Below are 18,521 nucleotides of genomic sequence, written 5' to 3'. Positions count from 1 at the left end.
ATACACACATATTCAAGTCATCAACTCGTGTTTAACTTTTATGTTAGGATTCCTTACATAAAAACACAATTATCTGTAAATATCATTAAAATGAACACTAACAAAAAAATTAAAGGTGAGGTTATTTAATCCATGACATTAACAAAGAATAGTATTCAACAGGACATCATGAAGGAAGCAAAAGAAAAGAAAGTCGAATTTATTCGTCTTGAATTTACGGACATGCTTGGTGAAACAAAGAACGTTGAACTTCCAATAGAAGAGTTGGAAAGTGTGATGAACAACGAAGCAATGTTTGACAGCTCTTCCATTGCTGGTTTCTCTGATATACAGGAAAGTGATATGTACCTCTTCCCTGACCTTGAAACATTCAAAGTCCTACCGGACGCTGTTGATCAGGATTGTATCGCTCGCTTTATTTGCGACATTCATACTCCAGACGGTGAACCATTCGAAGGTGACCCACGCTTCATTTTGAAAAGAGCGATGAAGGAAGCAGAGGATATGGGCTATACCGTTAACGTTGGTCCAGAACCAGAATTCTTCCTTTTCAAGCTAGATAAAGACGGTTATCCAATTCGTAAGATGAATGACCGCGCAGGTTATTTCGATGCTTCACCTAAAGATAAAGGTGATCAAGTACGTCGTGATATCGTTCGTACGCTTAAGAAATTCGGTTTTGAAATGGAAGCTTCTCACCACGAAGTAGCACAAGGACAACATGAAATTAACTTCCGTTTCGATAGCGTCATTAAAGCGGCTGACAACATTCAAACGTTCAAAAACGTTGTAAAAGATGTTGCGACAAGCCACGATTACCATGCGACATTTATGCCGAAGCCAATCGCTGGTGAAAATGGCTCTGGTATGCACTGTCACCTTTCTCTATTCACTGATGGCGAGAGCGCGTTTTTCGATGAAAACGATCCAGAAGGCATTTCCAAAACAATGAAACAGTTTATGGCTGGTATCCTTTCACATGCAAATGGTCTAGCAGCCATTACGAACCCGAACGTAAACTCTTATAAGCGTCTTGTACCTGGTTATGAAGCACCTGTCAGTGTGGCATGGTCTCACTCTAACCGAAGCTGTATGATTCGCGTTCCAACAACGCGTGGAATGGGTACTCGCTTTGAAATTCGTAACCCGGATCCAACAGCTAACCCTTACCTAACGCTTGCTGCCGTTATTCATGCAGGTCTTGAAGGAATTCGTCACGATCTTGATGCTGGTGCGCCAGAAACACGTAACCTTTATGAAGTAGACACAGATGATGTACCAACACTTCCAACAAACTTGAAGGAAGCAATCAAGTCACTTCGTGAAGATAAAGTTGTTATGGAAGCTCTAGGTGACCATACTTCTAAAGTGTATATCGAAGAAAAAGAAAAGGAATGGATTGAATATTCCCTAATGGTAAGCCAATGGGAAGTTGATCGCTACATGAATAAATAGAACAATACAAAAAGGAGCATCCTCATAGTAGAGGGTGCTCCTTTTCGCGTTTTCTGGAAAGTTTATTAATGATGGCACTTGTATTTTTTCAGCTTCTGATACTGAATAATTTTCTCGTCTAATCGTTTACTCAAAAGGAGAATTTTCCCGCTTGAGTAGTCATCTACTTCTTGTCCTAGATCATAAAGCACCATTCGCAACGTCTGAATTTCGTTTTCTAGATTCTGCAGCAACATAGCGCTCTCCCTCTATATTTGTCTTATATTTACATTACCATATAATAGGCTTCAATGTTTTGTATTCTTACAAATTACATAATTTTTAACATTTCCCTATTTATTTTTATATTTGTAATGCAAATTAGAAAACAATGAATACTGAAACATTAACGAAAACGATTGACCCGTCTTTCCTTCATTGTTATGATTCTCGTTATAAATTTATCATATGACTAAACCTTGTATAAGTTCAGGAATAGGGCCTGAACGTTTCTACCAGCTACCGAGAATGGCTTGTCTACAAGGAATTATGAAGTTTTTCATATTTCCTTGTGATGATGCTCTGGTTTCTGGCCAGAGTTTTTTTATTTGAATCAGGAGGGTCTACCATGAAAAACTTTTTCCAGTTCACAGAACGGGAAACGAATTATCGAAAAGAAACGTTAGCCGGGATAACAACCTTTTTATCCATGGCTTATATATTAGTTGTTAATCCGATTATCTTAAGTGAAGCCGGCATTGATAAAGGAGCGCTCTTTACTGCCACCGCTCTATCCGCGATCGTTGGCTCATTGCTTATTGGTATTCTTGCTAACTTCCCTGTAGGTATCGCACCAAGTATGGGGCTTAACTCTTTCTTCACCTTCTCCGTTGTTATTGGAATGGGAATTGATTGGGAAATAGCTCTTACAGGCGTCTTTATTGCCGGGATTATCTTTATGATTCTGAGCTTACTGAAAATCCGCGAGAAAATTATTAACGTGATTCCAAAAGACCTTAAGCATGCCATTGCAGCTGGAATCGGCTTTTTTATTGCTTTTGTTGGTCTTAAAAATGCAGGGATTGTCGTTGGGAATGAAGCCACCTTTATTTCAATTGGGCAGCTGACAACACCTACAACCGCGTTAGCAGCTTTTGGATTTATTATTACGCTGATGATGCTAATTCGCGGTATTCGCGGTGGTATCTTTTATGGGATTGTGATTACAACGATCATTGGTATGATCATTGGCCTTGTGCAAGTTCCTACTTCAGTGGTTGGACAGGTACCGAGCCTTGAGCCAACATTTGGCGTTGTCTTTCAGCATTTAGGAGATATTTTCACACCTGAAATTCTAGCCGTTATTTTTACGTTCTTATTCGTTGCTTTCTTCGACACGGCAGGCGCTCTTATTGCCGTTGCAAGTCAAGCTGGTCTTATGAAAGACAATCAAATTCCGAATGCAGGACGCGCCCTACTTGCGGACTCAACGTCAGGAGTTGTCGGTGCGATCTTTGGTACGTCAACAACTGCATCTTTCGTAGAGTCTTCTGCCGGGGTTGCAGTTGGTGGCCGAACTGGGTTTACATCTGTCGTTATCTCAGCCTGTTTCTTCATTGCGCTGTTCTTCTCGCCTATACTTGGCGTCATAACACCTGAAGTAACCGCTCCAGCCCTCATCATCGTCGGGGCACTTATGGCAACTGAGGTAAAGCAGATTGATTGGAGCAGATTGGAAGTGGTTATTCCAGCTTTTGTTACAATCATTATGATGCCTCTTACGTTCAGCGTTGCGACAGGAATTGCACTTGGCTTTATTCTTTATCCTTTTGCGATGATTGCAAAAAAAGAATGGAAGCAAGTTCACCCGATTATGTATACGCTCGGAGGCTTATTTATTCTTTATTTCATCTTTCTTTAATACAGACTAGGGACTTTCCAATCGGAAAGTCTCTTTTTTCTTACTGAATTGCTGAATCAAGCCAGTCGGTGATTTTCCCTGCAATCACATCACTATTTTGATCCATCATCATGAGATGTGAATTTCCAGTCATTCCTTCTTCAGTTAACTCAATAACGTCTGACGTGCCTCCGTTATCCTCAATGATGTTAGAGGTTGTCTGCACAGCTTCAAGACGAGATACCTGATTCCTTGATTCAAGATAATCGCCATAGACACCGAGGTATGGAATGTCTTCATAAGTATACTTTACTTCAGATTCATCTGTAGGCGAACCAACCGGTTCAATCGCAACAAGTCCTTTGACAAGTTCAGGACGTTGACGAGCGACCTCATAACCAATTTCACCGCCCATAGAATGAACAAGAAGAATCGAAGGACCCGTTTCTTCTAAAAGCTGAATCATATTTTCAACTTCTTGACTGTTTCCTCCGCTACTCTTCCCTGTCTCATCCCCACTTCCCGATCTACTGCCAGTTTTTCCAGTAGCTTTTCTTAAAGAATCATTACTAGCTAGTTTGATTTGCATTGGAATGGAGGAATAAAATTGGTCAAATTGCTCAGCAGGAAATTGACCATCCGCATAAGCCTCACCTGGCCCAGAACCTAATCCCCATCGAGACCAAATCGATTCCGAATCCCATTTTGACAATGTTGCTTTCGCTTCTTCTTCGGAAATACCTGCACTTGCAAGATCAGATGTATCCACTGTATAAACTGGATAGCCAGCAGCTACAAAATCATAGGCCCAGCCATTCCGATTATCTGGCGTGCTTTCATAAATTGAAGCGCCTAACCCGAGACCTGGCACCATAATAACCGGTGACTTATCCGTATTTTCTGGAATAAAGGAATGGATAAGAGACTGATCATTTAGCGTTTCGCCAATGTAGAAATCATTCATTTTGCCCAAAGAAAAGCTTGCCTCATGTTCACTCTCAGCTGTACCTGATTCGTTTTCTGGTGCTGAATTTTGGCATGCCCCAAGAACCAGCAAAGAAGTAACGAATAACGATAGTGTTACATTCTTTCTCATCAACTTTCACCCTTTCTAACAATTCAAACGCCTCAATTCATACAATAACGAATAAATTTCACAAAAATATGGGATAAATGTGTGAAAATGATGTATGTTAGGTGAAAGAATTGAAGTTTAGCGGGTAAATCTCGTAACGATCTTGCCAGAACGGTAGCCGTTTCAAGATGAATCCTTTAAAATAAAGGGTTGAATCTCCCAAAGAATCAGCGCAAGATTCGATTGAAGACATTAAAAGGACTGTGATAAAAAACATGTTATATATATGGGACGTTGAAAAAATCATTAAAGACACGCTAGAAGAGCATCAGCTATCGATTAACTATGAGTTTAACAACGAGCTAGCCGCGCCAATGAGCTATAATGTATCGACCAATACGATTAAGTTTAATTACTTACAAATGAACGGCTATCAAGCAAAAGTGAACTTTAAGCTAAAAGAAACCGAAGAAAACATCGCTTTGATCCTTCTGTATCACGAAATTGGGTACTATTTAGATTTTAAGAAACACCGGCACGACCTTCGCATCTTAATGTATGAAGATGAAGAAGTTCAGCAGGAACTTCTCGCAGAAATAGAAGAAAACGCCTGGGAACAAGGGCGGAGGTTGATTCCTGACGATTTAAAAGAATCCTATGATCAATTGCGAGAGATCGATCAACAGTTTCAAAACGCACCGTAACATGAAAAAAGGACGAAACCAATTTGGTATCGTCCTTTTTGTATCCTAACGCTTAAATTCGTTTCGCCATTGCTTTGCTTTTTCTAATGCTAGCCTGTCATCCCTCACCTCACCTGGTTTAACGCCCGTACCAATCACATAATCCACAAACTCCATGTTCACAAATTCAAAAATATAGCTGAATTGTTGAATCAAAGGAAGAGCTTTTACTTTTGCACTGCTTCCACCTGTTACAACTACATATGCCTTTTTCTTAATGAGCTCTTCTTTTAAATTCAACTTCTCATCACGAAGGTATTGTGACCAGCGATCAAAGAAATTCTTCATCGGCCCACTCATGCCATACCAATAGAGGGGTGTTGAAAAGATGATAACATCATGGGATAACAGAAGATCAAGCAACTCTTCATAATCATCCTCAACTGGTGAAAAACCAGCTTCAGAATGCCGCTCATCAATAATCGCATTAATTTGTTTATCTGCAAGAGAGACGACGGTGTGGTCCGTCCCTTCAAGGATCGTTTCAGTTAAATATTGTGAATTTCCATCTTTTCGTGTACTTCCTAACAAAGCTAAAATCTTCATAGTCCATCTCCTTTATATAAGCTTCCACTCTCGCCTACTTCTTAATGATTTTCAGATAGTGGCAGTATATCATTGCACGACTCATCAATGTTATCTATAATATTTGATACTAACGATCGAAATTTTTGATGGAGGTATCGAATGGATGTAAGTTATTTATACACATTTCATGAAGTCGCCAAATCAGGAAGCTATACACAAACGGCTGAAGAACTTGGTTACGCCCAGTCTAGCGTTACCGCTCAGATTAAAAAGCTAGAAGAACATTATCAAGTGAAGCTATTTGAGCGAGTTGGAAGAAAAATGAGATTAACGCAACCTGGGGAGCAGCTGCATGCTTATGTGTTTGATATCGTTAAGCTATTAGATGAAGCGGAGGCACAGCTTCGGAAAGATACGAACTTAAAAGGAACGATTCGGATCGGAACAGGTGAAACTGTCGCTGCTTATTACATCACCCCTTATATTAAAAAACTTAAAGAAAAGCATCCCGAATTACGGATCCTTTTGGAATCAGGACAGTGTCGAAATTTAATCGGTGGTACAATTGACGGCACATATGATGTGACAATTTTATTGGATCGGTTACAAAGCCACCCCGACTTAAAAGTAATTCCCCTCCGTGAAGAAGAAATGGTGCTAATTTCTTCGCCAAACCATCCATTCACAACGCTTACTAAGTTGGAGCTCAAAGATTTAGAAAAGGAAACGTTGATTCTAACGGAAGAAGGCTGCTCCTATCGTGTGCTTTTCGAACAAATGCTTAAGAATGAAAGCATTCAAGTAAAGTCTGTTATCTCATTCAGTAGTCTAGAAGCGATCAAGCAATGTGTAGCCGATGGCCTTGGCATTGCGCTCCTTCCTCGTATTGCCGTTGAACAAGATATTCAACGTGGTCGATTGGCCATTGTTCCATTTCACCAACCGGGCATGTATATACAACTTGTCTATCAGGAGCGGAAATGGATTTCAGAGCCACTAAAACAATTTATGTCATTAATCGATCGCAAATGATTCTCTCTTTAACGCAAAACATCTTCTCTTTGAAGATGTTTTTTTATTTTCCTTTTCACAACACTATCCATTGATAACTAACTGGACAATCCCTACCGTTATTGAAATAAGACTAAGTCCCAAAAAGAATAGCGTGATCCTTTTCTTAACCTTTTTTTCTTTGATATAAACAAAACAAAGTGAGGTAAAGACAGCAATACTAATACATACTCGAAGCAAAGCTTCATGACCACCTGCAAAGCCTAACCAAACAATACTAATTGTCGCCATAATCGCTACCGACAATATTATAACTTTTATGTACTTCATCCTTTTTGCTCTCCCTTATATTTGTTCAGTTGAGCTCCTAGGAACACGAACATTCCTCCAACACTCATTGAGGCGATCACGCCAATGTCAATTCCAACCGCGCTCTGATTCTCATAATAGATCGTGATCATAGTAATAGTAGTGAAAACAATGAGCAACAGTTTTACGAATAGTGCTTTCATTCGGACGATCCCCCTCTCCTCACGAAACTTTTTCACCTGGTGCTTGCATCTCTTTCAAATAATAGGCCCCCAGAAATAGAAACAGCATCGAACCTAATAAACTAATTAAACCAAGGAAACCGAACCAGTACCCCAATGGATTAAGAGCCGCACTAACCATAAAACAAATGGGTGCAATAGCTGATTTCACCCCGGTTAACCCAGCTCGTTTTCTTCTTGTCACCTGTACATAGATCCCAATTATAAAAACGATCGCAAACACAATCGTTAAGATGATCTCAAGCATTTCATTTACTCCTTTCATCGTAAACCGCTTTCTTTCTTTACGATTAAACAGACGCTAGGGTTTCATTTCCGTGCAAACCCATAACCAAAATTTAACTATACAAACAGTATAAGGACGATTTTTTTGGGGATAATTTGAACGATATAGAGAAGGAGGATTTGCCATGAAGAAAGATCCAAACCAACAAAATGAAAAACACGAAGCGGATGAAACATTAACCAATCGCCAGGGTCACCCTGTCACGGATAATCAAAATGTGAGAACAGTTGGAAACCGAGGTCCGACAACGCTTGAAAACTATGATTTCCTAGAAAAAATTAGTCACTTTGACCGTGAACGTACGCCTGAACGCGTTGTACATGCACGAGGCGCAGGTGCTCACGGTTATTTTGAATCGTATGGAAAAGTAGGAGATGAACCGATATCAAACTATACACGGGCAAAGGTATTCACTGAAGTTGGCAAACAAACGCCTGTATTCGTCCGGTTCTCCACCGTCGTTCACGGGACTCATTCTCCTGAAACACTGCGTGATCCAAGAGGATTCGCGGTAAAGTTTTATACAGAAGACGGAAACTGGGATTTAGTAGGGAATAACTTAAAAATCTTCTTTATACGCGATCCGCTTAAGTTCCCGGATATGGTACATTCCTTTAAACCAGATCCTGTGACAAATAGGCAAGATATGGAGCGGATGTTTGATTTCCTCTGTCAAACGCCTGAATCGATGCAGATGGTAACTTTTCTATTCTCACCATGGGGGATTCCTGCCAACTTTCGACATATGCAAGGATCTGGTGTTCACGCCTACAAATGGGTCAACAAAGAAGGTAAAGCTGTCCTAGTGAAGTATCACTGGGAGCCTGTCCAGGGAATTCGCAACCTTACTCAAGAAGAAGCGGATCAGATTCAATCTACGAACTTTAACCATGCGACACAGGATCTGTATGAAGCAATTGAAAATGGAGATTTCCCTGAATGGGAACTTTACGTTCAGATTATGGAAGATGGGGAACATCCCGAATTAGACTTTGACCCACTAGACCCTACAAAACTCTGGTACAAAGAAGACGTTCCGTGGCACAAAGTAGGAAAAATGGTTTTAAATAGAAACCCAGAAAACTATTTTGCTGAAGTGGAACAGGCGGCATTTGGTACAGGCGTTCTTGTTGATGGGCTAGATTTCTCTGATGATAAACTGCTTCAAGGACGAACGTATTCGTATTCCGATACACAGAGATATCGCGTCGGCTCAAACTACCTACAGTTACCTATTAATAAACCAGCAAAACACGTTGCAACTAATGAAAGTGCGGGACAAATGGATTTTCGGCAAGACTATGCAGAACATCAAAATCCTCATGTCAATTATGAGCCTTCCTTAATTGGTGGACTAAAAGAAGCGGTCAATCCGGGAAAAGAATATGAACCATACGTCGAAGGAAAGCTACAACGAAATAAGATATCAAGAGAAAACAACTTTGGACAAGCGGGTGAAACCTATCGAAGGATGAAGGATTGGGAACGAGATGATTTGATCTCAAATCTTGTCATTGCATTAGGAGATTGTCGAGAAGAAATTCAGGAACGAATGATTTCGATGTTAACGGAATGTGATAAGGATTATGGGAAGCGTGTCGCGGAAGGGCTGAAATCATTCTCTACTTCTACCGAAGAGAAGATGGATGAAGCTGTTCAGAATGCCGAGGAAAGAAGTCATCCTTCTGATCCTTATTAATGAATTTAACAAACCTGTTTCACAAGTTTTTTTAGACAATTCACTTCGTTTTTGGAAGCGATAGCTCCTATTGTTCAATCATTTTCCAATGCCCTTTTAATTGACTTTAAAACTAAACCGAGCTATAGTTAATTTAACAAGGGGAGTAGCGACCGGTAACGGCTGATGAGTCATCAATACGGTATTTTTATACCTGGTTCATCGGGCTAAGATTTTAGTACGCAAGACCTTGGTACAATTTTGTTGTGCCAGGGTTTTTTTGTATGCGCTGGCGGAGAGGAGTTACACATGATTATATTAATCTTTCTTCTTGCAGCAGCCGTCGTTGTCGGTGCCGCTATTTACCTGAATCAGTTCGGTGATGTAATTAGTAAGAAGTCATCTTTAAGTGGAGCTGTTGTCGGGACATTCCTTATTGCAGGGGCAACATCTTTACCTGAATTAACAACGAGTCTAACAGCCGTTTATATTGATAACCCTGATATTGCGGTTGGAAATATGCTTGGAAGTAACGTCTTTAACCTGTTAATTCTAGCAGTTGTTGACTTGATTTACAGAAGACGGAGATTATTTCAAAAGGTAAACACGAAGGCAAACGTACCTTCCGCTCTCGTCGGTCTTCTTTTTCTCGTCATATTAATTGTTTCGCTATTAATACCAGGCTCCATTTCCATCTTTGGTATTGGCATTGAGATGATCGTCATTGTTTTCCTATATGTTCTCTCGATGAAGTACATCTCCGGGGACGACGGTGAACAAGAAGACATTCCTACGAAAGATATCTCGCTACGTACGGCTGTAATTGGTTTTATTGTTGCGGCTTTAATTGTTTTCGTGTCAGGTAGTATTCTTTCCATTGCAGGAGATCGCTTAGCTGAAGCAACGGGTATGAATGCAAGCTTTGTAGGTAGTTTTCTCATCGCTGCCTCGACATCTTTACCAGAGCTCGTAACAGTGCTCGCAGCTTTTAAACTAGCAAACTATAATATGGCAATTGGTTCGATACTTGGTAGTAACTTATTCAACATTCAACTTCTTGCCCTCACGGATTTGCTTTATCGAGATGGCCCTATCCTTGCTGCGGTTGATATGTCCCATATCTTTATCGCATGTCTCGGACTGTTGATGAAGATTGTGATTATGTACTTGCTCCTTCGCCCATCAACTGTGCGTAGTTCATGGCGCTATGCTGCCCCATCGCTTGTCATGGCTCTGCTCTATGTCGTTGTTTCATATGTTTTATTCTAAAAAAGGAAAGCGTGCTGACACGATGTCAGCACGCTTTTTTCAGTTCTTCTCTTAATCTCGAAAGCCACCGTCTGAATGAATAATCTGCCCCGTTATCCAGCTCGCTGCATCACTCGCTAGGAAACTCACTAACCGTGCTGCATCTTCCGGCATTCCAATTCGTCCGGTAGGGAACTTAGGTTTTAAGAAGTCCTGCGTGGCTCGATCCATTGCCCCTGAATTCGTCGGACCGGGGTCAATCGCATTGACCGTGATATCATCGGATGCGACCTCGGTTGCAAACGAAGTCGTAAAAGCAGAGATCGCCCCTTTGGTCGTAATATAGGGAAGATTCCCCGGCTGAGGACTTTTGTCCTGACCTGAAACAAAATTGATAATCCGTCCGCCGAGATCATCCTTTTTTAATTGTTTTGCAAACGCAACCGACAGCATGCACGTACCTCTCACATTTACCGCATAATGCTCATCCAAAACGTCTGAGGTTAATTCTTCATGACTCATTTCTACACAATGGGTGGCATTGTTCACTAGAATGGAAAGCCGTCCTGCCATTTTTAACACGCGTTCCAATAGTTGAGCAGGTGCATCGCTTTTGCTTAAATCCAGTTCCATCGATTCCACGCTCACACCATGGTCTCTTAACTCGTTCTCAAATACCTCGGCCCAGTTCGCTTCAGCATCGTTGTACCCCGTTTTATAATCATATGGTGAAAAATGTGTAAAAAATAGATTGTAACCTTCACGAGCTAGTTCACGACAAAGCGCAGCCCCTATCCCCTTCGGACGGCTTGCACCAGTGACAATCGCAATTCGTCTCTCTTGATTCATCTTTTCTTCCTCCCTTATGAAGGAACACCCGCACACTCGTGATAGGAGATGATCATAAAAAATGACAGAACCTTCTCCAGGTATCTGCCAAGTTCGTTTAATCAATCATGAACGTGGTGAACCTCCTGTCTTCGTTACATTGACAGACCTATCCCATCATCTTAATAGGCTAATCAATTGTTCAACGTTTACAGGATTTGTCCACACATGTTCACAGTCCCCTTTCAACTCATCTCCAATTTAACTATATCAATACGACACTCTAAAAAGCAAGAAAATTCAGTCTCTTAGGTTAGTGGCACATATTCCCGATTTTATTTTTGTATTTCTCTACATCTGAAAATACCTTTAATTCAAGAATTATTAGTTTGAAATAATTAAGGTAGGGTATTGAAAAAACTACCACTTACAAAATAAGGAGAAACGACATGGAAACTCAAAAGCAGATCATTCAACGACTAGTCGAGAAAGATCAAAACTCATTGAATGAATTGTATGATACGTATATTCATCACCTTTCAAGGCTACTCACAAATTCCGGCACTGACCCTAACGATCATGAGCAAATCATTACCCATCTTTTCCACACGATCTGGTCTTCTCCGAGTATCCTTAGCAAAGAAAAACACCTTTCTATTGCCATAACAAAGCTCTGCCTTACATTATCAAAATCTCCTTTTACTACCGTTTCCTCAGCACGTGGTTGAACAGTTCTGGTGTCATTTTTCCTTCTTTTAAAATGGGTCTTCTCCCCTTTTTACTTCTCAACTTTCGGCCTGTTACACAATTGTTATTTTCAAAAACGTAATTAAGTTCGTGGATTTTGTAAAAGGTTGTTATAATGGTTTTATAACATATGTAAAGGTATCGACTATCCTGTCGCTGTTATACTGTTCCCACCTAAAAGATGCCATCATCATGGACGCATATAAGAGTGGATGAAATGATACACACTACTAAAACAAGAACGAATTTAGGTGTCGAGAGGAGCATATTTGCATGCAACGTAACAAAGAACTTCATCAATTTCTATTAACAAAAGCAGAACAGCTAACTGAAGATTGGTATGCGTCATTAGACAAGAGTGGAACGGGCGTCTATGCCTCAACTGATCCTGAAGTTATTCGTGAATTAAAATCACAAAATTTCGAGTTTCATCAGCACTTATGCAAAATATTCATAATGGAGAAAAGCGCTTTTTTTGCTGAATTTGATGATTGGGTTCAAGAAATTGGACGGGATCCTGAACACTTAAATACGCCTACTCATCTTATTATGAAAGAATTCCAGCGCGTACGTGCACAATACATGGATTTTATCGAAGAGTATTCCAAAATAACGGAAGACCTCGTGTCACAAAAAAGTCTTGATATCTGGAAATACGCCATCATTGAAGCGATTGATGTTGTCATGACGCGTGTCGTAGAGGAAAAATCAAAGCATTTAAATGCTCGCATTGAGGAACAGCAGCAAACGATTAATGAACTTAGCTCCCCGCTAATCGACCTTCCAGATGGAAAGGCGCTTCTTCCACTTGTTGGTGACATTGATTCGGATCGAGCAACAGCTATTTTTGAAAATACGTTAGAAGGCTGTACAACGAAACGAGTTGACCACCTTTTCATTGATTTGTCAGGGGTCTACCTTGTTGACACAAGAGTCGCGCAGCAAATATTCCAGTTAATCACAGGACTCAAATTAATTGGAGTAACGGCAACCTTATCCGGTATTCGCCCTGAAATAGCGCAAACGGCCGTTCAGCTTGGAATTGATTTTGGTGAAATACGCATTACATCTAACCTTGCTCAGGCTATTTCTTCGGAAGCAACGTTAACAAGAGATTAAACCTTATGTGTTTGTATATGAAAGCCGTGTCTTTATCCCCCCAGGGAATGAGATACGGTTTTTTAGTTCTCCTATTTAATTATGACATTATCCTAACTACCAATGGTTAGGATAGGAGCAATCATCTGAAATCGATTTATTGAAGCACAAAAAAATAGATGATTTTCAATGAGCAATTTATGGTTAAGGATAGAATTACACTTTTAGGATAAAACAATACAGAAGGATTCTATATGTAGGAGGTGTTTCCAATCGGATTTATTTGGAGTTTAATCATTGGCGGTATTATTGGTTGGCTTGCTGGTGCAATTACAGGTCGAGATGTTCCGGGTGGAATTATAGGAAATATCATTGCTGGATTTGTTGGTGCGTGGCTAGGTACGCTTATCCTTGGTAGCTGGGGACCAGATATTGGTGGATTCAACATTATCCCCGCTATCATAGGAGCAATTATTTTGGTGTTAATCGTGAGCTTTATTATGGGAAAAGCCCGTAGTAAAAGTGAATCCTAGTTAAGTGTAATATTCGATTTTTTTGTTAGAGACAAAAAGAAAAGAAGCGCAGTTTCAATGGAGAATTGCGCTTTTTATATTTTTAGACCTTATGCTTTCCGCAGAATCTTCTCCATCGCTTTTCCCTTTGCTAACTCATCAATCAGCTTATCCAAATAGCGAATTTCCTGCATAGTTGGTTCTTCAATGTCTTCCACTCGTACACCACAGACAACACCCTTAATCAAGGTCCGTGAAGGATTGAGTTGAGGAGCTTCCGCAAAGAAGGTCTCAAAGTCTGCCTTGTTTTCTAGCTGAGTTTCTAGCTCTTTCTGGCTATACCCTGTCAACCAACAGAAAATTTCATTGACTTCTGTTTTGGTACGTCCTTTTTTTTCCGCCTTTGTAACATAGTGTGGATAGACGCTTGCGACGCTCATTGTATAGATCTTATGTTTGGCCATGAGAATCCTTCCTTTCGCAAATTTAAGATTACTGTTTTTTAATTGTATCATTCATATAAAATTAGTTTTTATTCGATAGTTCAAAACAAAAGAGCGATGCATCGAAGTACATCGCTCTTTTTTATCCTGCCAATAATAAAATGAAGTGTATTTACGAGTTATACGAACTACTCTGTTTCATATACTTCTTCAACTGCCAGCTATTGGTCAGAACACCGAAAAAACCGGTGACTGCGAAGATTGCAGAAATTGGCGTAGAGAATAACACCATCCACCCAAATAAAGAGATTAGCCCTGTACAAAATAGAAAAAAGGAGCTAACCATTGCAACGACATTGTAAAACCCATTCCTCTTCATATTAGCCTACGTACACACCTTTACTGATTATTTTGTACTTCCTTATCCGTTGGCAAAATAATTGCTGCGGCAATATAGATGAGCACAAAGAGTCCTGAAGTAAAGAGAGATAAAGCAAAATAAGCAATTCTTAGCATGCTTGCATCAATGTTAAAGATTTCGCTTGCTCCTCCAAGAACACCTGAAAGCTGCTTGTTCGTTGTGGACTTATAAAATTTCTTCATAATAATAGCCTCCATTCGTTTCTTCTATTGTTTACGAATTACTTACTAGAAAGTTTCAACTTCCCCTTATTTTTTATAGTTCAAACACAAGATGCACGGTCGTTCCCACACCCGGCGTACTTACATAAATAATTTCCCCATTCATCGCTTGGACGATGCTGTGAGAAACCATCATTCCAAGACCTGTTCCCTTTTCCTTTGTTGTGAAGAAAGGCTGGCCCATGCGACTTAACTGCTCTTCCGTCATCCCAACCCCCGTATCTGATATGCTAACGGTTAATTTTGTTTTCTCTCTTTCAACTTCAACAGACAGCGTCCCACCGTCAGACATAGCCTCAATCGCATTTTTAAAAATGTTCATCAAACACTGCTGAAATTTGCGCTTTTCTGATTGAATGATGGTTGGTGGCATGTCGATTTTGGTTGTAATGGTCACATCTTTTAGCGTAGCGAGAGGAGTAATAACACTTACACTATAGGCGATTTCGCTTGCGACATCAATTTCCTCTACATCTTCAGGAAACGGTTTTGCGAAGGTTAAATAATCATTAATGATTTCAGTCGCTCGATCGAGTTCATTTATCGCAAGTTCCATATATTCTTTCGTTTGTTTGCTTTTAAGGTCACTTTCAATTAACTGAAGAAACCCTCGACTAACGGTTAATGGATTTCGAACTTCGTGAGAAATACTAGCAGCTAGATGACTGACGACTTCTAACTTCTGACCTTCCATCACCGACTGCAATAATTTAAACTGATTTTGAAAAACTTCATAGACAAGCGTGGCTAGTAGCACTCCTAAAAGACTAGTCAGATTAAAAAGAATCCAAGAAGACGTATAAATTTGCGTTTCAAAGAATGTTAAGGAAATGATTGTAGAGGATACACCTACCATCAAATCGATACTTGCTGCAACGAGAAGTTTTTTCTTCAAACTGTATTTAAGAAAATTCGAGGAAACAATGGAAGCAACAATTGTAAGAAGAGTAAAAGAGAGCAAGGTCGAATAAAACCCCGTACCTCCTAACGTAAATCGATAAGTAAGTGTGAGAAAGAGATACGAAAACGCGACCCACTTACCCCCGTATAGTGCACCGAGAATAAACGGAATTCTTCTAAAATCTAGGATAAAATTATCATCCACGACAACGGGATAAACCATACACAAAATAATGGCTGCCCCAGGGAATAATGTAAGTAGCCAACCGGATGATTTTTTCAAAAAATTTGTTTGCTTCAGCAGGTATAGAATTTGAATAATACTTAGCGGGGCGAAAACGAGCAAGAGATTTAGAAGTAGATTTTTGGCTGTCAGTAGCATTGAAAGCATCACCACACTTTTGAAATTAGTAAGTTAGTCATAGTAAAAATTCTTTTTCTTATGCCTGAAGTCCTCTTTATTTCCCACATGTATTTTATTGCCATTACTTATTTTGTCGATTACTCCTATAAAGAACGGATAAAATTGTTGAAAAAGTGAGACGTTAAGAATGCTATCCCATCCTTTTCTAGATAAGCAGGTGGTTACATGGTCGAAATTCTAATTGCTCTCATTCCGGCAGTCATGTGGGGAAGTATTCTACTCGTTAGCACAAAGCTTGGCGGCGAACCCTACAACCAGGTTGTTGGTACCACTATTGGTGCCCTTCTCTTTTCGATTGTGGTGTACTTTTTTACAACGCCCAATTTTACAACAACCGCCTTAATCGTTGGCTTTATATCAGGCTTATTTTGGTCTGTCGGGCAAATGAATCAATTCAAAGCTGTCGCCTTTCTTGGCGTATCAAAAACACTCCCCATTTCGACTGGACTTCAGCTTGTCGGTACTTCTTTGTTCGGAGTTATTGCATTTGGTGAGTGGTCTTCTACGACAAAGCTAACGATCGGAATTGGGGCACTGGTTCTCATAGTAGCCGGGGTAATTTTCACGTCTTATGAGAAGTCAGAAGACGGGGAAGCGGAAGGAAAAAGTGATTTAGCAAAAGGTTTTACGATCTTACTTCTCTCAACTGCGGGATATGTCGGCTACGTGGTAATCATCAGGTGGTTTTCGATTGACGGTTGGACCGCTATTCTCCCCCAAGCCATTGGCATGGTCGTTGGCGCACTCCTGCAAAGTATTCATCATAAACCCTTTAATAAATATACGCTTCGAAACGGGATACCTGGTCTCATGTGGGCGAGTGGAAACCTTGCTCTTCTCCTCTCCATTCCTCGCGTCGGGACGGCGACTAGCTTTTCGCTTAGTCAAACCGGTATTATCATTTCGACTCTTGGCGGAATTTTTTTACTAGGTGAACGAAAAACAAAAAAACAACTCATATTTGTTATCCTCGGATCCATTCTGATTATCGTTGGGGGCGTCATGCTTGGCTTCACGAAAAAATAAGGAGGTTCGCACAATTGATGTATAAGGAGTTACATGGAAAAGTGGCGATTGTTACCGGTGCCGCTTCCGGTCTTGGAAAAGCGATTGCGATTCGCTTTGGTAAGGAAGGAATGAAAGTTGTCGTAAATTATTTATCAAAAAAAGAAGAGGCTTTAAAAGTTGTGGAGGAAATCAAACGCTCTGGTGGAGAAGCAATAGCGGTACAAGCAGATGTTTCAAAAGAAACGGACGTTGAGAGGTTAATTACGGCTGCACATAAGAGTTATGGAACGCTGAATGTGATGATGAACAATGCTGGCATTCAAAAAGAAATCCCTTCACATGAAATGACGCTAGATGATTGGAATCAAGTGATATCGGTTAATCTTTCCGGGACGTTTCTTGGCTCTACAAAAGCGATTAACTATATGATTGAGCACCAAATTAAAGGATCGATTATCAACATGTCTAGCGTTCATGAAGTCGTCCCATGGCCTCACTTTGTTCATTATGCTTCAAGCAAAGGTGGGATGAAGATGCTTACTCAGACGCTTGCGCTTGAATATGCGCCATACGGCATCCGTGTGAATAACATTGGTCCCGGAGCCATTAATACGCCTATTAATGAAGAAAAATTTTCAGATCCTAAGACAAAGAAAGACGTGCTCTCTATGATCCCAATGAAAGAAATCGGAGAGCCAGCTCAAATCGCTTCAATTGCTGCTTTTTTAGCCTCTGATGAAGCAAGCTATGTGACTGGCATTACGTTATTTGCCGACGGTGGAATGAAACTTTATCCCGCTTTTCAGGCTGGGAGAGGCTAAGTATAACAAGGCTATTTCCTACTTTATTGACAACCATATAGATCGAGCTCTTTATTCCACTTTATAACCGTACACTCATATGTCATGCCGATCCGCTTCGCTACTTTGAGCGAAGCTTTATTTTGTGGATCAATTAATGAAATAAGCTTGGAAAGCCCTAACTCATTGAAGGCATATTTCTTACATGCGAAAGCTGCTTCTGTCGCATACCCTTTTCCCCAGTGCTGTTTGGCAAAAAGGTAACCGAGCTCCACTTCAACACCGTGAACTAATTTTTGTAGAACAAGGCCACACTGTCCTAGAACCTGACCACTTCCTTTGTCTTCAACGATCCACATTCCAAAACCATAGATTCTGTAATGATGTAATGTCCACTCGATCCACATCACGGTATCATTTCGATTTTTACAGGACGGATAGTACTTCATCACTTCTTTATCTGAGAAAATTTCAAGAAGGGAATCCACGTCTTCCGATATCATTTTTCGTAAAACGAGTCGTTCTGTCGAAAGGATGTGCGTTGTCATTTATTCTTTCACCTCTTCCGCATCAAAAAAAGAGTTACAATCAATTTCTGATAGTAACTCCCCCTTCCATTAGCTTATACGCTTCGACAGAAAACATTCCTTCCATTAGGAGGACGC

At 40.3% G+C, this 18,521-nt stretch carries 22 protein-coding genes and 1 riboswitch; of the genes, 11 read left to right on the top strand and 11 right to left on the bottom strand.

Annotated elements, in window-relative coordinates:
- Positions 1-132 precede the first annotated feature (132 nt).
- On the top strand, positions 133-1,455 hold the full coding sequence (glnA, locus tag PQ578_RS09270; RefSeq protein WP_273833771.1) for a type I glutamate--ammonia ligase: 1,323 nt from the start codon (positions 133-135) through the stop codon (positions 1,453-1,455).
- A gap of 65 nt (positions 1,456-1,520) precedes the next feature.
- On the opposite strand, the gene PQ578_RS09265 is transcribed toward glnA, so the two are convergent.
- A complete protein-coding gene (locus PQ578_RS09265) occupies positions 1,521-1,691 on the bottom strand; it encodes an aspartyl-phosphate phosphatase Spo0E family protein (RefSeq protein ID WP_160920425.1) in 171 nt (56 codons plus the stop codon).
- Positions 1,692-1,893: 202 nt separating this feature from the next.
- A riboswitch (purine riboswitch) is annotated at positions 1,894-1,994 on the top strand.
- Positions 1,995-2,062: 68 nt separating this feature from the next.
- Between PQ578_RS09265 and PQ578_RS09260 the strand changes: the two genes are divergently transcribed.
- Positions 2,063-3,355 (top strand): NCS2 family permease, encoded by a 1,293-nt coding sequence (locus PQ578_RS09260; RefSeq protein ID WP_098442610.1) that lies wholly within the window; start codon positions 2,063-2,065, stop codon positions 3,353-3,355.
- 40 nt (positions 3,356-3,395) lie between these two features.
- Here the strand turns inward: PQ578_RS09260 and PQ578_RS09255 are convergent, their stop codons facing one another.
- On the bottom strand, positions 3,396-4,430 hold the full coding sequence (locus PQ578_RS09255; RefSeq protein WP_273833767.1) for an alpha/beta hydrolase family protein: 1,035 nt from the start codon (positions 4,428-4,430) through the stop codon (positions 3,396-3,398).
- Between the two features lie 254 nt (positions 4,431-4,684).
- On the opposite strand from PQ578_RS09255, the gene PQ578_RS09250 reads away from it, so the two are divergent.
- Positions 4,685-5,113: a hypothetical protein gene (locus PQ578_RS09250; protein WP_273833765.1), complete on the top strand. Its 429-nt coding sequence runs from the start codon at positions 4,685-4,687 to the stop codon at positions 5,111-5,113.
- 45 nt (positions 5,114-5,158) lie between these two features.
- Here PQ578_RS09250 and PQ578_RS09245 read toward each other — a convergent pair whose 3' ends face one another.
- On the bottom strand, positions 5,159-5,698 hold the full coding sequence (locus tag PQ578_RS09245) for a flavodoxin family protein (protein ID WP_273833763.1): 540 nt from the start codon (positions 5,696-5,698) through the stop codon (positions 5,159-5,161).
- A gap of 141 nt (positions 5,699-5,839) precedes the next feature.
- Between PQ578_RS09245 and PQ578_RS09240 the strand changes: the two genes are divergently transcribed.
- Positions 5,840-6,712, top strand: a complete 873-nt coding sequence (locus PQ578_RS09240; RefSeq protein WP_273833761.1) for a LysR family transcriptional regulator — start codon at positions 5,840-5,842, stop codon at positions 6,710-6,712.
- Between the two features lie 63 nt (positions 6,713-6,775).
- On the opposite strand, the gene PQ578_RS09235 is transcribed toward PQ578_RS09240, so the two are convergent.
- Genes PQ578_RS09235 through PQ578_RS09225 form a run of 3 tightly spaced genes read right to left on the bottom strand, consistent with a single transcriptional unit; the run spans position 6,776 to position 7,489 of the window.
- Positions 6,776-7,021, bottom strand: a complete 246-nt coding sequence (locus PQ578_RS09235) for a hypothetical protein (RefSeq protein ID WP_273833742.1) — start codon at positions 7,019-7,021, stop codon at positions 6,776-6,778.
- The gene (locus tag PQ578_RS09230) at positions 7,018-7,203 is read right to left on the bottom strand and encodes a hypothetical protein (protein WP_273833740.1); all 186 of its coding nucleotides are present in this window, start codon (positions 7,201-7,203) and stop codon (positions 7,018-7,020) included. The genes PQ578_RS09235 and PQ578_RS09230 overlap by 4 nt, the downstream gene beginning before the upstream one ends.
- 19 nt (positions 7,204-7,222) lie before the next feature.
- A complete protein-coding gene (locus PQ578_RS09225) occupies positions 7,223-7,489 on the bottom strand; it encodes a hypothetical protein (RefSeq protein WP_273833738.1) in 267 nt (88 codons plus the stop codon).
- 163 nt (positions 7,490-7,652) lie between these two features.
- On the opposite strand from PQ578_RS09225, the gene PQ578_RS09220 reads away from it, so the two are divergent.
- Positions 7,653-9,227: a catalase gene (locus tag PQ578_RS09220; protein ID WP_273833736.1), complete on the top strand. Its 1,575-nt coding sequence runs from the start codon at positions 7,653-7,655 to the stop codon at positions 9,225-9,227.
- 288 nt (positions 9,228-9,515) lie between these two features.
- Positions 9,516-10,475 carry a sodium:calcium antiporter gene (locus PQ578_RS09215; protein WP_273833733.1) on the top strand — a complete coding sequence of 320 codons (960 nt, stop codon included), beginning with the start codon at positions 9,516-9,518 and terminating at the stop codon, positions 10,473-10,475.
- 51 nt (positions 10,476-10,526) lie between these two features.
- Here PQ578_RS09215 and PQ578_RS09210 read toward each other — a convergent pair whose 3' ends face one another.
- On the bottom strand, positions 10,527-11,303 hold the full coding sequence (locus PQ578_RS09210; protein ID WP_273833731.1) for an SDR family oxidoreductase: 777 nt from the start codon (positions 11,301-11,303) through the stop codon (positions 10,527-10,529).
- A 428-nt stretch (positions 11,304-11,731) separates the two neighbouring features.
- Here PQ578_RS09210 and PQ578_RS09205 point away from each other — a divergent pair, with 428 nt between their 5' ends.
- The 3 genes from PQ578_RS09205 (at position 11,732) to PQ578_RS09195 (ending at position 13,660) form a co-directional block, all read left to right on the top strand.
- Positions 11,732-12,010, top strand: coding sequence for an RNA polymerase sigma factor (locus tag PQ578_RS09205; protein ID WP_273833729.1), 279 nt, complete (start codon positions 11,732-11,734; stop codon positions 12,008-12,010).
- A 292-nt stretch (positions 12,011-12,302) separates the two neighbouring features.
- Positions 12,303-13,148 (top strand): STAS domain-containing protein, encoded by an 846-nt coding sequence (locus PQ578_RS09200; protein ID WP_273833727.1) that lies wholly within the window; start codon positions 12,303-12,305, stop codon positions 13,146-13,148.
- 251 nt (positions 13,149-13,399) lie between these two features.
- Positions 13,400-13,660: a GlsB/YeaQ/YmgE family stress response membrane protein gene (locus tag PQ578_RS09195; protein ID WP_166001938.1), complete on the top strand. Its 261-nt coding sequence runs from the start codon at positions 13,400-13,402 to the stop codon at positions 13,658-13,660.
- Positions 13,661-13,749: 89 nt separating this feature from the next.
- Here the strand turns inward: PQ578_RS09195 and PQ578_RS09190 are convergent, their stop codons facing one another.
- From PQ578_RS09190 to PQ578_RS09180, 3 genes are all read right to left on the bottom strand, one after another.
- A complete protein-coding gene (locus tag PQ578_RS09190; protein ID WP_273833725.1) occupies positions 13,750-14,103 on the bottom strand; it encodes a DUF2200 domain-containing protein in 354 nt (117 codons plus the stop codon).
- Between the two features lie 378 nt (positions 14,104-14,481).
- Positions 14,482-14,685 carry a PspC domain-containing protein gene (locus PQ578_RS09185; protein ID WP_098442597.1) on the bottom strand — a complete coding sequence of 68 codons (204 nt, stop codon included), beginning with the start codon at positions 14,683-14,685 and terminating at the stop codon, positions 14,482-14,484.
- A gap of 73 nt (positions 14,686-14,758) precedes the next feature.
- On the bottom strand, positions 14,759-16,006 hold the full coding sequence (locus PQ578_RS09180; protein WP_273833724.1) for an ATP-binding protein: 1,248 nt from the start codon (positions 16,004-16,006) through the stop codon (positions 14,759-14,761).
- A 207-nt stretch (positions 16,007-16,213) separates the two neighbouring features.
- Between PQ578_RS09180 and PQ578_RS09175 the strand changes: the two genes are divergently transcribed.
- Positions 16,214-17,074, top strand: coding sequence for a GRP family sugar transporter (locus tag PQ578_RS09175; RefSeq protein ID WP_273833722.1), 861 nt, complete (start codon positions 16,214-16,216; stop codon positions 17,072-17,074).
- Between the two features lie 17 nt (positions 17,075-17,091).
- The gene (locus tag PQ578_RS09170) at positions 17,092-17,877 is read left to right on the top strand and encodes a glucose-1-dehydrogenase (RefSeq protein ID WP_273833720.1); all 786 of its coding nucleotides are present in this window, start codon (positions 17,092-17,094) and stop codon (positions 17,875-17,877) included.
- Between the two features lie 23 nt (positions 17,878-17,900).
- On the opposite strand, the gene PQ578_RS09165 is transcribed toward PQ578_RS09170, so the two are convergent.
- A complete protein-coding gene (locus PQ578_RS09165) occupies positions 17,901-18,404 on the bottom strand; it encodes a GNAT family N-acetyltransferase (protein WP_273833719.1) in 504 nt (167 codons plus the stop codon).
- Positions 18,405-18,521 lie beyond the last annotated feature (117 nt).

Origin of the sequence: Guptibacillus sedimenti (assembly GCF_028610665.1) — a bacterium.
Lineage (GTDB): Bacteria > Bacillota > Bacilli > Bacillales > Guptibacillaceae > Guptibacillus > Guptibacillus sedimenti.
This window is presented reverse-complemented; position numbering and strand designations above follow the sequence as displayed.